The organism is Acinetobacter sp. 102 (genome assembly GCF_037028485.1).
Taxonomy (GTDB): domain Bacteria; phylum Pseudomonadota; class Gammaproteobacteria; order Pseudomonadales; family Moraxellaceae; genus Acinetobacter; species Acinetobacter higginsii.
Window position 1 is genome coordinate 88,749 of sequence record NZ_JAZEZK010000012.1, and the last position, 15,975, is coordinate 104,723.

A 15,975-nucleotide genomic window follows, 5' to 3' on the forward strand; every position below is an offset into this window, starting at 1 on the left:
CTCATTCCTTTTCGGTTATTGCGCTGCACTCACGATATATTTCGCAACAGCACATAAATATTCATCGGCATTGTGTTTCGCCACGATTTGTAAGCCCACAGGTAATCCTTCACTGGTTTGCAGTGGGATTGAAATCGCAGGGTGTCCAGAAAGATTAAAAGGTCGAACCAATCCCGTGAGGTTTAAAAAAGCTACGGTATTTTCAGCATCAGCAACTTTAGGTGGAAGCTGTGGTAAGGTCGGTAAGATCAAGGCATCGTATTGAGTCAGTAAGGCATCAAGCTCGGCGGTAAAATCAGCTTTCACCTGCTCCGCCTGTTTGACTTGGGCCAATGTGGTGTCGGCTGCTTTGAGTAAACGAGCATTGACGTCAGCACCCAGCAAGCCTGTTTGAGTCAACTCACCGTAGGCTTGCCAATTTTCATAATTGATGATCTGCATCCCTGCATTAAAAGCAGCTTCAAAGCCTTTCAAAGTCACATCTGATACTGTCAGATTGGCTTGGGTCAGATATTGCTGGATCGTCTCAATGACGACTGAATCAGCAACGACATTGAGCCATGCCAGTTTCGGTACCTGAGTCAATTCAGTATGTTGATGGAAAGTGGGATCAATGATTTGCATTGCGGTTTCAATCATCTTGACTGAATTTGCAAAAGGGCCAACGCAATCCAATGAACTTGTTGCTGGATGTACACCTGCACGGCTGACACGGCCAAAGGTCGGTTTTAAACCGTAAACCCCACAACATGCTGCGGGCATACGAATCGAACCGCCTGTATCGGTGCCTAAGGTGAAATCTGCCAGACCAGCTGCAACCGCAGCCGCAGAACCGCTAGATGATCCACCCGGAATCAATTCAGGATATTTTGGATTAAGTGCCGTACCAAAGTGATGGTTAATCCCTGTGATCCCAAACGCCAGTTCATGCAGATTGGTCTTTGCTGTAATTTGGCAATCCGCTGCGAGAATACGGTTTACCACTTCTGCGTTTGTACTTGCAGGTTGGCTGCGCATTAAGGCTTTGCTGCCTGCCATGGTCTGTATACCTTGAATATCAATGGAATCTTTCACCATGACTTTCAAAGCACCTGCTCCTTTTTGTACCTCTTGTACAATAATATTCATTCACTTTTCCATGTATTTTTATACTTATCACAAATATCGGAAAAAGTAATGTAATTGTCAAGTATTTTTCATGATTAAGAACAAAGAAAATGTTTCTAATTTTTGTATAATGCTGAATGTCCATTTTTATAAAAGTAATGACTTGGCTATGCTTACTCATTTAGAACAATTTCTACCCAACAATGAACCGAGCAGCTTACAGAGCTATCCTTTTTTCTGGATCTCTCAAGTGAATGGTAAATACACACAACTTATTGAAAAATCAATTAAAAAACTAGGTATCGACAATACACGTCGTAAAATTATTTTAAGCACCAATGCGCTTGAACAAGCCAGTATTACCGAGATTGCCAACCTCTCTACCCTCAAGCTAACCACGGCAACCAAAGCCGTTTATCGCTTAGTTGAAGATGATATTGTGCAGGTGTTTTCATCCGAATCGGATGAACGTATCTCCATGGTGAAACTGACCGAGAAAGGTAAAGAAATGGTTGAACAAATTAACCAGATCAGTCAAGTCACCCTATCTGGGATTCTGAATGCCTTTGATGATGCTGAACTGCATCAGTTGAATGGTCAATTAAAAAAGCTGTTTGATTTAATGCCCTCAAGCTAAAGCAACGACAAAAGCCCATGTCTATGCAGAGATGGGCAAAAGTGTGGACCAAGCTGATTACTGATTTAAAATATTAAACGGCGGTTTAAGCTGATTTGCGGTAATCCGATCTGAAAATGTCTGTAAAACCCGTTGTTTATAAGCAGCAATATCGATCTGCTGATAATTATAAAAACCCTGCTGCTCGCGTAAGCCATTGCGTTGCTGTCGCATATTCTCGGCAATAATTTCAGGCGTGCGATAACGTTCACCTAGCTCCTTTTGTAAATATTGTGAAGCGTAATACAAAATATCGCCACCACCCCAGTCAATAAATTCCAGCAAGCCCAACACCGAAAAACGTAAACCAAACCCAGTCCGAATCGCGATATCAATATCTTCTGCGGAAGCCACACCTTCTTCTACCATCCGTGCCGCTTCATTCATTGCCAAGGCCTGAATCCGTGGCACGATATAACCCGCTTTGGCATGACACACCACAGGAACTTTGCCAATTGCCTGTAAGAAGCTTTTCAAGGTATTTACTGCCTCATCTGAAGTTTGCTCAGAACGACTTAACTCAACCAGCGGAATCAGATAGGCTGGATTGAGCCAATGCGCATTCACCGCCCGTTCTGGATGAGAAATCATCTGCGCAATATCAGTGACCAGAAAGGTCGATGTTGTCGATGCAACAATACAAGTCGGTGTAATATATTGATCAAGCCAAGTAAAAATATCTTCTTTGGCTTGCCTGAGCTCAGGTACAGCTTCCATAACCAGATCACAGTGTGCTAAGACTGATATTGAAGCCGCACGACTTAAAATCTTAATCTGATCCAGAATAAAGATGCTTTGTTCAGATTGAATAAACTGGATACTTTCCAGCAATTGCAATTCTTGTTTGAAGTCGGTTTGGACCTGAGCCTGATATTGCTCAAACTCAGCCTCCTTGCGTTGTCGGGTATCGACTAAAGCCACGTTTAACCCAGCATAGGCAAAGGCAAGCGCAATGGCTTTACCCATACGACCAGCACCCAGTACCGTAACTTGTTGAATTGGATTCATCTTAGACTCCTTGCTGCAAAGTCACTTGCAACTCAGCCTTGCTTTTATCGGCAAGCCCTAGGTTCTCAAACGTCCGTCCGTCCTGATACAAATCCTTGCCTGTCACCGCAGAAGCAATATTCAGTAGCCCTTCTGCCACAGGTGTCGCGACACCTGCCCAACGCCCGACCGAAACCAGAAAGGATAATCCTAGACGCGTATCTTCCAACATATAACGATGGGTCTGTAAGTCGATATCCTCACGCCAGTCTCCACTATCGGTTAATTTGCCATGTGCTCCACGGCCATACATCCATTCATCACCCTCACCGTCTTTATTGTAGTGATCAGCCAATGGAAAATGCGGTGCAGCATAGCCCAATGCTTCCCTTACACGCATACGCTCTGCGTCAAGCTGATTGGTGACACGGCGAATCGATGGTTGTGTCCCTTCATTATGAATATCCCAGGCCTCAAAATGTTCGAGTGGTCCCGCATTCATCAAAATCAACGGTGGATGAATAATCGGTCCCGCATTCATTAATGCACCACTTAAACTGTCCTCAATCGGCTCGACACTTGGATACGCCTGTTTTAAAATTTGAAATGCATGCTCGGACAAGCTGCTTGGGAATACCCCCGTTGGTAAACGGGTCGCATAGCCACTTATCACGATCTGATTGACCCCATGCTTACGCACCAGATAAGGCAGTGTGCCTGTTTCGGCAAAAGCCACTTGAGCTGTGTTACCTGCTTCGCGCATGGCTTTGGCAAAGACAAAGCTACCGAAGGTTGCAGGCGGTAAATACACCACCTGACCCGCTTGAAAGAAAGGCGCGGCCTGCTGAGCCAAATCCAGATGCGTGGTTGCGGGTAAAGGAATAATAATCAACTGGGCATGCCGAATGGCTTTTTCTAAATAATTCGAGAGATTAATCTGGCTGTTTTCAAAGCCAACACTCACTATGCGCTCACCCTGATAATCTTTGATTTTAAGCTCACCTGTAGCAGCCAACTGTTGCAAGGCTTCATGGTCACGACGCCATAACACTACATCGTGGCCTTTTTCTGCCATCTCTACCGCTGCTGCATAACATCCGTGTCCGCCACCGAGTACTGTAATTTTCATGTGCGCTCCTGCTGATTGATTTGTCATTCAGCATAGAACGACCACAGCTTAATGGCTTATCCAAATGCGCAGTGAATATTCCATTTACGCACGCATTTGAAGAACTGGCACGGCATCTTTTTTTAAAGTATGCGAAGGCAAGCAGCCATAACGTTTTTTATATAGGCTGGAAAAATGCCCAAAACTTTGGATGCCATGATCCAGTAAAATATCGGTGACAGTTTCATGAGATGGTGCTTGTTGTAAAGCCAAATGCACCCGTTCCAAGCGCTGCTCACGGATATATTCCACTGGGCTTTGCTGTAAATACTGACTAAAACCTTTTTGCAAGGTTCGTATCGACACATCGCAATACTGGCTTAAATCAGCTAATGAAATGGTCAGTTGTACATGTTCCTGAATGTATTGCTGTGCTCTTTTCATATAGCTTGGCAGCAGTTGTTGCCGTTGAGCATTCAACCGTTCGGTATAATTATTCGGGATTTTAAGCAAAATCAGCTCGATCAAATACTGGCTAAAACTGGCTGAAATAAAGCTCCAGTTGCGAATATTATAATAGGCATGACACAGATAATTCAGTGTTTCAATAATCGCATCGATCCCTTCTAAACTACAGGACAAAGAGGAATTAAAGCGTAATGGTTCTTGGCTACGACATCCCAACATGTTGAATAATTGAGTTTCGATATCCTGTTGCGCCAATTTTAAAATAATATTACGGCAATGCTGATTGGTGATGATCTGCTGTCGGGTATGCGGATGGGTGACCGACATGATTCCTGCAGATTGCACGATCTGCTGCCGATCAAATTTGAGCTCACATTGTCCTTCCAGCGTGATTCTAAATAAATAAAAGTCAGCACTATCCTCAATGTTAATCATGACTGGCGCACTATATTTCAGATCGTACAGCGCGCCATTACCAAAGCTAAAGCCATTCAAACGCGTATTTAGAGGTTCTCGTACTTCGACATCAAAACGATGCGGGCATAGGTAATAGCTGATTTGATCTTTAATGGTTTGATAATCATCAGATTTAAATAATAAAAATTCATCCAGATAATGCAAATGATCCAGCTTAAAAGATGATTGCATCACTTCACTCCCTTGCTAAAGATTCCACGGACAAAGCACAAAGCCCATTACGAAGAATGGGCCTGCGACATCCTCAGTGCAACATCAAATCAAGATCCATGTTCCTGCTGCATACTGTCACTAAATGCCTGACAGCCTTTTTTCAATAAGATAAAGGCCAATACACAGGAAATCGTACCCACGATCGACAGGGACATCCCGACCATGAGTGGATTCTCAAAAACTTTATCGGTAATCAAAGCCACCAATGTCGTCCCAATCCCAACCGCAACCAGATTACTGATCAATAAAAACACCGCTGAGATTTGTGCGCGTAACTGATTCGGTGCCAACATTTGCATAGCAGTCGTTGAAATCGGCATCGGGAATGAAGCAAAAAACATTGCAGGCACTAAGAACACCACGGATAACCATAACTCATTCACTTGCGTAAACACCATCATCGGAATGATCAAACCCACAATCCCAATCACGCCAGTAATCATCGGTGCATCTTTACGACCTTTTTGAATAAACCAGTCGTTCAGCCAACCGGCACAAAATACACCTAAGATATTCGCCACCAATAACACGCTGCCCAACATATAGCCCGCTTCAGTCGGCGTGAGACCAAACTTGCGCATATAGAACGCAGGTGACCAGCTGATCAGGCAATACAAGGCCATTGCATAAAAAGTAAAACCTAAATAGTGACATTTGAAGGTACGACCATGCTTTTTAATAAACTTGAATGCATCCTTCATACTGGTTTTTTCTACTTGCCCCTGCGCATTTAGGCGCTGACCTTTACGTTGCGGCTCTCTCACCGTCAACAACACCAGTAAACCGATAAAGACACCAGGCAAACCAACTATAATAAATGCCGCTTGCCATGCCTTAAGCGCACCAAAAACAGGTACCATGATGGTATCCATATTTTTGAGCAAGCCAATCACATAGCCACCGACCAGAAAAGCAATCCCGCCACCGACAAAAGAGCCAATCGAATAAACGGCGACAGCGCGTCCAAGCTTATCCTTGCTAAACATATCGCTAAACATTGAATAGGCTGCTGGAGACAAAGCGGCCTCACCGACACCAACGCCCATACGACTCAAAAATAGTTGCAGAAAGTTTTTACTTAGCCCACAAAATGCCGTTGCAATACTCCAAAAGACCACCCCGATGGCAATAATTTTCGGACGGGAGAAACGATCTGCCAGATATGCCAAGGGTAGACCCATAAAGGCATAAAACAGAGAAAAGGCTAAACCGTGTAATAAACTGAATTGAGTATCTGAAAGCCCGAGATCAGCCTTAATTGGCTCGATCATCAGCGCCAGTATTTGCCGATCAATAAATGAGAAGATATAAGCCAACATGCACAGTAATACCACATACCATGCATAGAGATTTGATTGAGCTTGTTTCGGCTCAGTAGATTGCGTATCCATTTTGCTTCCTTGTCCATGCCATTTTTCTAATGCGTCTTCTTATTGGAGACAATATGACCAGAATCCGTTTCTGCTCTGTCCTCAATAAGGTAAATCATCCTTCTCTATATTTATTATTTTTACATGGAATTTTCCATAATATTTCAGGTATAAAGTTATACCTTTTTTGCGATCTTGGCGACTTAAACGTTTGGCTAAATGATTACTTATGGTTTAAATGTTTGATATAATATAATTTTTAAAATATTGCATCAAAGTTTCCTGAATCGTGAAAAATACTGATGCTTATTTTATTTTAAAATTATATTGAATTTTACATTTATTTTTGGTTTAAAATAAAGCGAGATACTCGATTTTCAATGGAAATGAATATGGCACTTATCAAAGAACAAGCAATCGAAAGCATTCATAGCATGCATGTCCTGATTGAGAAAATTTTTAATGGAAAACATGCTGAACAAGACCTTCCCCTACTGATTAATTATTTTGCTGATCATTTTGAAATGGTCGGTGCAGCAGGAAAACGTTTTTCACTTGAAGATGTCAAAGGCTTATTTAGCAACAATCAAGGGAAAATGCCTGATATCAAAATTGAAATCTATGACGAGCAAGTCTTAATGCAAAAACAAGATGCAATTGTTCTGACCTATACCGAAAAGCACACCAAAGACACAGGTATTTTAATTCGACGCTCATGCGCTTTAATTGAAGAAATTAACGGAAAAATGGTCTGGAGCTATTTGCAAGAAACATTTTTAGCCTAAATAAATCATGTAAAAATTCTTGTAAAAACAAGAGTTTTTACATACCAAACAGATCTAAAATCGACTATAACAATGCTCTCCCTTCAAGTTTAACCCTTAGCTTAAAATCAATGAATCAGGTGCGCAGCAAATGCTGCTCTGCCCTGATATCCTGACTTCGATATCTGGATAATTATTAAAGTACAAGTATTTACATGAACCATAAATACTTATGCCATTGTTCCGCTAAAATCAAAACTGAAAAAGTGATGTCGCTGATTTCTCTCATCAGAACATATCTTCTTCCAAAGTATGATATTGACTCACTCATGTTATTGAGCAAAATCGACTGTGCGACTCAATAAAGAAATACAGGATAAATCGTTTTATGGAAAAACCTATCGAATGCCCTAAATGTGGTTCGACTGAAATTGAAACACGTAATCATGACAAATTATTGAGAACTACGGGCGGTGTATTACTGACGGCCGCAGGTACGACTGCGGGTACAGTCGGTGGTGCTGCAGGTGGTGCATCCATAGGTGCAGCAATTGGTACGGTTGCTGGACCTCTTGGTGTGATTGTCGGTGGTACGGTAGGCACTTTTGTCGGTGCAATCAGTGCAGGTGTTACGGGGGGCGTCGTTGGTAATATTTTTGGAAAAAAAGCGGGTGTGATGGTCGATAAGAATATTTTTCAGGATTATCGTTGCTTAAAGTGCAAATATCGTTTTAAACAAAAGAAATAAGCCCCCATTTATTATTCCAAATCAATTGGGGAACAGATTTTAAATCAGTTCTCCAAATGCATCTAAATCAAATCCTTGTTCAATAAGGCTGATCGGCTGTTTTACAACCTCCATTTCATGTCTAAATATAATTGATCTATATTTTTCAAACAAAAAAAATCTCAAACCCTTGGGGAAGAGAATGAGATTACGATATAGACATTCCACAGAGAAGCTTATCGCGAATTCGTTATTTATATCACCAAATACAATAAAAATGCATAACTAATCACAAAAACAATACATAACTGTCTATCTAAGACTTTCAACACCCAGCTTCAAACTAAAGCTTTAAGCATATTTTTATTTTAAACATTTACTATTTTAAATGACTGCTTTTAGGCTCTTGCATGGGACTTTCGTACGTGGTTTGAGCGATAGGCGATACACGCCAAATCACATCCCCAACATCATCAGCCACTAAAAGTGCACCAGAAAAATCAATCGCAACGCCAACAGGTCTTCCATATGCCTCACCTTTGTCATTTAAGAAGCCAGTCAATACATCTTGTGGTTGCCCATACGGCTGACCACTTCTAAACGGCACAAAAATCACTTTATAACCACTATGCGGTTTACGATTCCATGAACCATGCTGACCAATGAATGCGCCACCTCGATACTGTGGCATTAATTCCGTTGCATAAAAGGCCAATCCTAAAGATGCAGTATGATTTCCCAAAGCATAATCAGGTTTAAGTGCACGGGCCACCATCTCAGGATTTTGTGGTTTTACTCGCGTATCGACGTGCTGACCGTAATAGCTATAGGGCCAACCATAAAATGCCCCGTCTTTGACTGAGGTCATATAGTCAGGCACTAAATCACTACCTAACTCATCACGCTCATTTACGACCGTCCAGAGCTGACCACCTTGTGGTTGCCAACCCATTCCATTCGGATTCCGCAGTCCTGTCGCAAAAGGTCTGGCTTTGCCAGTGGCAATATCAAACTCTAAAATCTGCGCTCGACCAACTTCCTTATCCAGTCCATTCTCAGCCACATTACTATTCGACCCAACAGAGAGATATAGTTTGGTACCCTCTGGATTTGCAATCACATTCTTCGTCCAATGATGATTGAGTTTTCCTGCGGGTAGTTCCAAAACTTTCGTTCCCTGCGCCGTAATTTTTGTCGCACCATCCTGATAAGGAAAACGCATCAAGGCATCCGTATTGGCGACATAAAGTGTATTCCCCACCAAAGTCATACCAAACGGCGAATTTAAGTTTTCGAGGAAAACCGTATTTTTATCAGCAATCCCATCGCCATTGGTATCACGCAGTAAACGAATACGATTGGCACTTGGAAAAGATGCCCCTGCACGTTGCATCACCTTTTTCGCAATTTTTCCACGAATCCCTTTGCTATCATCTGGCTTAGGTGGTGCATCGGTTTCAGCTACCAACACATCACCATTTGGTAATACATAGAGCCATCTTGGATGGTCTAGCCCTTGCGCGTATGCCTGAACTTTTAAACCTTCTGCTGGCGTCGGCATCATTCCCTTCGGCCAACCTTTAGCAGGAGCAATATTAACAGTAGGCACTAAACTCGATTGAGGTTTGGGCAATACGGGTTGAGGGTCATAACTTGCTGAAATCGGATATTTAGATGCGGCGCTACAGCCTGCAAGTACGAGAACAATACTGGTTCCGAACATGAACCATTTTAGTTGAGTCGACATCGCTTACCTTATGTTTTATTTTTTCATTATCAAAAGCATAATCCGATGCAGCATTGGAATACAACGTGTTTAATCGATGAGTATTCAGATTAAATCATCGTTTAAATTAACAATTCATCAAAACAAGAGGCCGAAACCTCTTGTTTTATCTATGTATTCTTGTTTTGAATATTAGTGATTATAACGCAACCGTGGGGTGCTATTATTTTCATCAATTACCCACGTCGAGGTTGAATTTGGATCTGAAACATCAGCAATATCCCAACCTGCAAAAGTCTGAATTTGTTGCAGTTCAGCCGTGGTTTTTCCATATCCTCCAGCACTTTGGCTTTGTCCGGAGGTCTCTTTATTCCAATAGCTATTTACATCAATCGTGATTCCATTGGTATTGCCAATCAGTCCGCCTGTATTCGTTACGCCACTGACAGAACCAGCAGAAAAGCTATTTTCAACTTTTGGTAAGTAATTCGTTGTTCTACCTCCAAGTAATCCACCAGTAGAGTTTTGCCCAATAACATTACCCAAAGCATAGGTATTGAGAAGATGCCCTCCTTGCGTATTCCCAACTAATCCACCCGTATATTGATAGCCCTTCACATCACCAGTGGCATAACTTGAGGACACAAGCCCTAAATGATTCAGACCAATTAAACCACCGACGCTGGTACTTCCGTTAATCGAACCAGTGGCATAACTACGAAAAATTACACCCTCTTCAGCATTTGCCCACTTTTCATTATAGCCGACGAGGCCACCAACATTCTCGGTTCCAGTTACATTGCCTGTCGCAAAGCTATTGTTTACCCCCTGTAAATTTTTCCCGACTAAACCACCCACATCTTTTTCCCCAGTGACATGCCCCTGAGCTGAACTATTCAAAATTTCTGTGGCATTAAATCCAACTAAACCACCTACACTGTTTGTTCCCTGAACATCGCCTTGAGCAGAGCTATTTTTGATAATACTTTCAGATAAATTAAAGCCGACCAAACCGCCTGTATACTCAGTTCCAGTGACTTTCCCTGTTGCATAGCTATTTTCAATTTCAGTCTTATTCTGCAAACTTGGGAAACTATTACTGATTGAACCAACGAGACCTCCAGTTTTAGATGTCCCAATCACCTCTCCAGTAGAGTAACTATTTTTAACTTTGACAACACCATTAACTGAAGCAATTAACCCTCCTGCTGATGACAGATAGCTATCATCAGTAGCTGTTACTTTACCTGCGGCAAAGCTGTCCTCAATGGAAGCAATCGCATTGATATCACGCGTCGGATTATTGTAAACAGCCTCAAGACCAATCGAACCTACTAAGCCACCGACCGCAGATTTTCCATTCAAGTTTCCTGTGGCATTACTTTGCAAAATTTTGGTATTTCCTTGAGAAAATAATAACGAACCCACTAGACCGCCTAAGCTGTCAATGTTTCCAGAAATATTGCCTGTTGCATAACTCTGAATAATGTCATTATTTATTTGCTGCCCAACCAGTCCACCAACTGTTGAGGAGTTGCTTTGTTCTGAATGAATATTTCCCGTCGCATAACTCTCTTTAATTAAACTATAGCTTTTACCGACCAATCCACCAGCATTGGTTCCAATAAGCGGATCAGGGAGACTTAACAGGGTAATTTCACCCGTCGCATAAGAGTTCAAAATAGAAGCTGTGCTTTGTTGATGATTTTCATCTCGGTAGCCACTTACACCGATGAGTCCACCTATTCCTGAGGTTCCTTGCACTGCATTGGAACTAAAAGCATGCTTTACGACACCAGATTTTTGGAACCCGATCAAGCTCCCCACATTACTAGTACCGCTTACCATTCCTTCAATCGTTCCAACATCCCTCAGCGTATTTGTCGTTGCACCAAATAAACCCACTGAATAAGCATCAAAAATTGCTGGTAGCTGTGTCGGAATTTCATACAGTAGTGGACTAGGCCTGTTTATATAGAGTCCATTAACCGTATGCCCAAGTCCATGAAACTCCCCTGTAAAAGGTTTATCAATCGTTGTTTGAGTTGCAGTTATTCCACCTGGATTATTTGGATCATTCAATATCGTAACGATGATGCCAAAACTACCAATGGGATCAAAGCCTTTCCCATCATTCCAATTCACCGTATCTGATGCATCAATATTACTTCCCAGGACATAATTCCCAGTCAGGTTATTGTTCATCCCCTGCAAGGTATTGATATTGGCATCACCTTCTTCGCCTAGGTCATTGATCACAATGTAAGAACTTCCATTGATCAACAACGTCGGGGATGAACCACTAATATTAATCTTGGCACCATTATTTAAGTTGTAATCCGAGCCTGCACCATAGTTCATGGCAAGCTTGGCTTTATCTCCACTTAAGTCCAAATCACTATTAAAGTTAATATCTTTAGTTGCGGTTAGTGTCAGTGCAGTATTGGCATTCCAACTGGTTGCGTCATTGATATTAATATTGCCTTGACCTTCTGCTGTACCCATCGCATTCAAAGTGACATTGCCTTTATTTAAAGCATCACCCAAAGTGGTACTGCTGACACTACCACCAAAGAAATCGACATCGATATTTTTAGCTTTCAGTTCCCAGCCACTGGTGGTCGGCGGTAAGCTGCTGGTACTATTTCGCTGTGTCGTGATATTCGTACCAGAATTGATGTTTACCTCTGCCGCAGAAGTTTTAATCTGCCCACCATTACCACCATTTGGGGCTGATGCATCTAAGGTACCGCTCACATTCACGGTACCACTGCTTAAATCACTGCCAAGCTCAATCACGCCACGAACATTATTCACCGTTTGTGCTTGGATCACCCCAACACTATTCACCACCGCATTACTTAATTCATCAATCCCTTTTGCAGTAAGGATCACTTTACCGCCATCGGCCTGAATCATTCCACCTGAGTTAATCAAGGCCTGTGCTTTACCTTGATTAATGGTGTAACCCAACAAACTACCATTATTTAAATTCAGGGTAATATCACCGCCTGCTGCCAATAATACATTACCCTGCAGTGCTTTGATCGTACCTGTCTGTTTTACTGTTGGCGCAATTAAGGCAACCGTACCGCCTGTAGGCACGGTAATTTTGCCGCGGTTCTCAACAGTTTTGTTATTGGTAGGATTGTTAAAATTAAATAGATTGTTATTAAAATCAGCATTACTCAGGTTTAAGGTTGATGCCACCAAACCCGCGGTATTGACCTGTGAGGTACTGCCAAATAACACCCCATTCGGGTTAATAATAAACACTTGTCCATTGGCATTTAACTGACCATTGAAGTTGGATGCACTTGTACCTGTAACGCGGTTTAAGGTAATCGAGCTGCTATTCGGTTGCACGAAATTCACAATTTCATTGCTATTGGTGGAAAAGCTGCTCCAGTCAATTGCAGCTTTTGCGGTGGACTGGTTAATCGTGGTGGTGGTACCTGCGCTTGAAATGCTCGCTGTTCCAGAGCTAACCACGCCACCTGTTGGTCCTGCAAAAACAATACTTGCACTCAGTACATTCATCGCGAAGAATGCTGCTAGTTTTGCTGTATGAGCAACTGAGCTTTTAGATTTGATTTTTGTTGTTGATTGCGTTGCAACAACGCCACCTTTGGCCTTCTCACTCACGGCTTGCCAGCAAAGATGCGTCGCATTCCAGACAATTCTATAAACTTTATTCACTTATACTTCCCCTTTGATTTTTAATATTATTTCAACTTTTTGTTGAGCATTTTTTTTACCATATATTTTATTTTTCTGATCATTTTTTATCATTTTTCGGATAAAGCGCATGCAGAAGATCGTCGCATTTTGATCTCCTTTTTACGCATTTTTATAGATTCAGTGATGACTAAGCTCGTAACTGCATCACTGATCTTTAAGTCTTTAAAGCACGCGCCTCAGCAATATTATGCTGCTCCACCAAAGTCCGAATGGTATATTCATGATTGGTTTTTTGGTCACAGGCAAACTCACATTTCTGATCCAACGGCAAAGCACTACCGCCTAATAATGGACATCCTGCAAACAGCTCAGCCACCCAGTCGACAAAGACTCTAACTTTGTGGGATAGATGCCGACTTTGCAAATACACCACCGAAATTGGCATCGGTGCAGGCGTCCATTGCGGTAACACTTCCTTTAAAGTTCCCGCTTCAAAATGGTTGGTCAGCATATAGCGTGGACCTTGGATCAGGCCAAAGCCTTGCAGCGCCAAATCGATATAGGCATCACCATCATTGACAGACACCTGCCCATTAACACTGACACTTTGGATTAAGTCATCAACCACAAAATCCCAGTCAAAATTACGTCCTGTACGACTGGAGAAAAAATGAATGGCTTGATGATTTTTTTGTAAATCTTCAAGTGTCTTCGGTTCACCATATTTTTCTAAATAGCATGCGGATGCTGCTGTTGCACACTGAAACGTCCCAATACGGCGAGCAATCAAGCTCGAGTCTTGTAGCTCTCCCACCCGAATCGCACAATCCACCGCCTCGCCCACCAAGTCCACAGGCCGATCATTCATGCCAATCACCAAATCAATATCGGGATAACGATGATGAAACTCTCTTAACCTTGGAATTAAAATCAAGCGACCAATCGACACAGGCACATCAATCCGTAAACGGCCTCGTGGCCCTCGTTCCTCATCATGGAAAGATGCTTCGATATCTTCAACATCCGCCAAAATTCTCAAGCTACGGTCATAATACACCGCACCATCGGGCGTTAAACTTAGTTTACGCGTGGTACGATTCAGTAAACGAACCTGTAAATGTTTTTCTAAACCCTGAATGGTCGTGGTCACCGAAGCACGCGGTAGCCCAAGACTGTCTGCAGCCAGACTAAAGCTGTTGGTTTCAACCACTTTATTAAAGACTCTCATTGCATGAAATAGATCCACAGGCCCACTCCCATTGTTGTATTTTTCCAGTTTCACACAACAATTATTATAAAAATACGAATAGTGTTATCAAATTTAGTATATTTATTCGTAATTGACAAACTTTTATGCTCCTTTCATTCCATAAACCTGTTTCTCCCATACAGACCACAACAAAAAGTCTGAAAACAGGGATTCAAATAACCAGGAGCATCCCATGTCACTTTCTCGCAAACAGCTAACGCTGTCTGCCGTCATTCTTGCTATTTTTGCAACGGGTGGCAGTTTTATTCTCTTCCAAGAAAATGCAGATGCGAAAGCCACTCCAACAGCAAGTGCAGCACCTGCTGCAACCGTTGATGTCGCCAGTGTGGTCAGTCAGACCATTACCGACTGGCAAGAATATTCAGGACGTCTCGAAGCGATTGATCAGGTTGATGTTCGCCCTCAAGTCTCAGGAAAACTGATTGCCGTGCATTTTAAAGATGGCAGTTTAGTTAACAAAGGCGACCTGCTGTTTACCATTGACCCTCGGCCTTTTGAAGCAGAACTGAATCGCGCCAAAGCACAACTGGCTTCGGCTGAAGCGCAAGTGACTTACTCTTCAGCTAACTTAGGCCGCAACCAGCGTTTAATCCAAAGTAATGCGATTGCCCATCAAGAACTCGATCAAGCGGAAAATGAAGCCCGCTCAGCCAATGCCAACTTGCAAGCCGCTAAAGCCGCAGTGGAAACCGCCCGTTTGAATCTGGAATATACCCGTATTACTGCCCCTGTCAGTGGGCGTATTTCCCGTGCAGAAGTCACGGTTGGTAACGTGGTCTCCGCAGGCAATGGCGCACAGGTGCTGACCAGTTTGGTTTCGGTGTCACGTCTATATGCTTCTTTCGATGTCGATGAACAGACTTATTTAAAATACATCAGCAATCAACGCAATTCGGCTCAAGTTCCTGTCTATTTAGGTCTTGCCAATGAATCTGGTTTTAGCCGTGAAGGTTATATCAGCTCGATCGACAATAATTTAAATACCACCTCAGGCACCATCCGGGTTCGTGCCACCTTTGATAATCCCAAAGGTGTGATGCTCCCTGGACTGTATGCCCGCATTCGTCTGGGCGGTGGACAACCTCGCGCAGCGATTCTGATTAGCCCAACGGCAATTGGTGTCGATCAGGACAAACGCTTTGTCGTGGTGGTCGATGCGAAAAACCAAACTGCATACCGTGAAGTAAAACTCGGCGCACAACAAGACGGCCTACAAATCATCAATAGCGGCCTGCAAGTCGGTGACCGCATCGTGGTGAATGGTTTACAACGTATCCGTCCAGGTGATCCTGTCAAACCTCAACTCGTTCCTATGCCGAATCCTCAAATCATCACCGATAACACAGCACAACAACCTCAGCCTACAGATAAAACCCCAACTTCGGCAAAAGGTTAATCCTC

12 protein-coding genes are annotated in these 15,975 nt (G+C 42.7%); 4 read left to right on the plus strand and 8 right to left on the minus strand.

The window, feature by feature from the left end:
• Positions 1-15: 15 nt before the first annotated feature.
• Complete coding sequence (locus tag WA352_RS13405; RefSeq protein ID WP_033133196.1) at positions 16-1,128, minus strand: amidase; 1,113 nt, start codon at positions 1,126-1,128, stop codon at positions 16-18.
• 148 nt (positions 1,129-1,276) lie between these two features.
• On the opposite strand from WA352_RS13405, the gene WA352_RS13410 reads away from it, so the two are divergent.
• Complete coding sequence (locus WA352_RS13410) at positions 1,277-1,744, plus strand: MarR family winged helix-turn-helix transcriptional regulator (protein ID WP_033133204.1); 468 nt, start codon at positions 1,277-1,279, stop codon at positions 1,742-1,744.
• A 57-nt stretch (positions 1,745-1,801) separates the two neighbouring features.
• On the opposite strand, the gene WA352_RS13415 is transcribed toward WA352_RS13410, so the two are convergent.
• From WA352_RS13415 to WA352_RS13430, 4 genes are all read right to left on the minus strand, one after another.
• Complete coding sequence (locus WA352_RS13415) at positions 1,802-2,791, minus strand: 3-hydroxybutyryl-CoA dehydrogenase (RefSeq protein ID WP_033133197.1); 990 nt, start codon at positions 2,789-2,791, stop codon at positions 1,802-1,804.
• A gap of 1 nt (position 2,792) precedes the next feature.
• The gene (locus tag WA352_RS13420; protein WP_033133198.1) at positions 2,793-3,899 is read right to left on the minus strand and encodes an NAD/NADP-dependent octopine/nopaline dehydrogenase family protein; all 1,107 of its coding nucleotides are present in this window, start codon (positions 3,897-3,899) and stop codon (positions 2,793-2,795) included.
• Positions 3,900-3,983: 84 nt separating this feature from the next.
• A complete protein-coding gene (locus tag WA352_RS13425; protein ID WP_033133199.1) occupies positions 3,984-4,994 on the minus strand; it encodes an AraC family transcriptional regulator in 1,011 nt (336 codons plus the stop codon).
• A gap of 89 nt (positions 4,995-5,083) precedes the next feature.
• Entirely contained in the window at positions 5,084-6,427 is a 1,344-nt protein-coding gene (locus WA352_RS13430) for a spinster family MFS transporter (RefSeq protein WP_004805385.1), read from the minus strand.
• Between the two features lie 371 nt (positions 6,428-6,798).
• Here WA352_RS13430 and WA352_RS13435 point away from each other — a divergent pair, with 371 nt between their 5' ends.
• Both WA352_RS13435 and WA352_RS13440 read left to right on the plus strand, forming a co-directional pair.
• On the plus strand, positions 6,799-7,191 hold the full coding sequence (locus WA352_RS13435; RefSeq protein WP_004805383.1) for a hypothetical protein: 393 nt from the start codon (positions 6,799-6,801) through the stop codon (positions 7,189-7,191).
• A 367-nt stretch (positions 7,192-7,558) separates the two neighbouring features.
• On the plus strand, positions 7,559-7,918 hold the full coding sequence (locus tag WA352_RS13440; RefSeq protein ID WP_004805381.1) for a hypothetical protein: 360 nt from the start codon (positions 7,559-7,561) through the stop codon (positions 7,916-7,918).
• A gap of 358 nt (positions 7,919-8,276) precedes the next feature.
• Here the strand turns inward: WA352_RS13440 and WA352_RS13445 are convergent, their stop codons facing one another.
• The 3 genes from WA352_RS13445 to WA352_RS13455 form a co-directional block, all read right to left on the minus strand.
• Entirely contained in the window at positions 8,277-9,644 is a 1,368-nt protein-coding gene (locus WA352_RS13445) for a PQQ-dependent sugar dehydrogenase (RefSeq protein ID WP_033133200.1), read from the minus strand.
• 171 nt (positions 9,645-9,815) lie between these two features.
• The gene (locus tag WA352_RS13450) at positions 9,816-13,322 is read right to left on the minus strand and encodes a GLUG motif-containing protein (RefSeq protein ID WP_241345361.1); all 3,507 of its coding nucleotides are present in this window, start codon (positions 13,320-13,322) and stop codon (positions 9,816-9,818) included.
• A 196-nt stretch (positions 13,323-13,518) separates the two neighbouring features.
• Positions 13,519-14,550: a LysR family transcriptional regulator gene (locus WA352_RS13455; RefSeq protein ID WP_004654891.1), complete on the minus strand. Its 1,032-nt coding sequence runs from the start codon at positions 14,548-14,550 to the stop codon at positions 13,519-13,521.
• A gap of 196 nt (positions 14,551-14,746) precedes the next feature.
• On the opposite strand from WA352_RS13455, the gene WA352_RS13460 reads away from it, so the two are divergent.
• Complete coding sequence (locus WA352_RS13460) at positions 14,747-15,970, plus strand: efflux RND transporter periplasmic adaptor subunit (protein WP_033134766.1); 1,224 nt, start codon at positions 14,747-14,749, stop codon at positions 15,968-15,970.
• The last annotated feature ends 5 nt before the right edge of the window (positions 15,971-15,975 follow it).

Coding starts and splice junctions, on each gene's coding strand:
- WA352_RS13405 (WP_033133196.1), bottom strand. CDS start 1,128: ATGAATATTATTGTACAAGAGGTACAAAAAGGAGCAGGTGCTTTGAAA.
- WA352_RS13410 (WP_033133204.1), top strand. CDS start 1,277: ATGCTTACTCATTTAGAACAATTTCTACCCAACAATGAACCGAGCAGC.
- WA352_RS13415 (WP_033133197.1), bottom strand. CDS start 2,791: ATGAATCCAATTCAACAAGTTACGGTACTGGGTGCTGGTCGTATGGGT.
- WA352_RS13420 (WP_033133198.1), bottom strand. CDS start 3,899: ATGAAAATTACAGTACTCGGTGGCGGACACGGATGTTATGCAGCAGCG.
- WA352_RS13425 (WP_033133199.1), bottom strand. CDS start 4,994: ATGCAATCATCTTTTAAGCTGGATCATTTGCATTATCTGGATGAATTT.
- WA352_RS13430 (WP_004805385.1), bottom strand. CDS start 6,427: ATGGATACGCAATCTACTGAGCCGAAACAAGCTCAATCAAATCTCTAT.
- WA352_RS13435 (WP_004805383.1), top strand. CDS start 6,799: ATGGCACTTATCAAAGAACAAGCAATCGAAAGCATTCATAGCATGCAT.
- WA352_RS13440 (WP_004805381.1), top strand. CDS start 7,559: ATGGAAAAACCTATCGAATGCCCTAAATGTGGTTCGACTGAAATTGAA.
- WA352_RS13445 (WP_033133200.1), bottom strand. CDS start 9,644: ATGTCGACTCAACTAAAATGGTTCATGTTCGGAACCAGTATTGTTCTC.
- WA352_RS13460 (WP_033134766.1), top strand. CDS start 14,747: ATGTCACTTTCTCGCAAACAGCTAACGCTGTCTGCCGTCATTCTTGCT.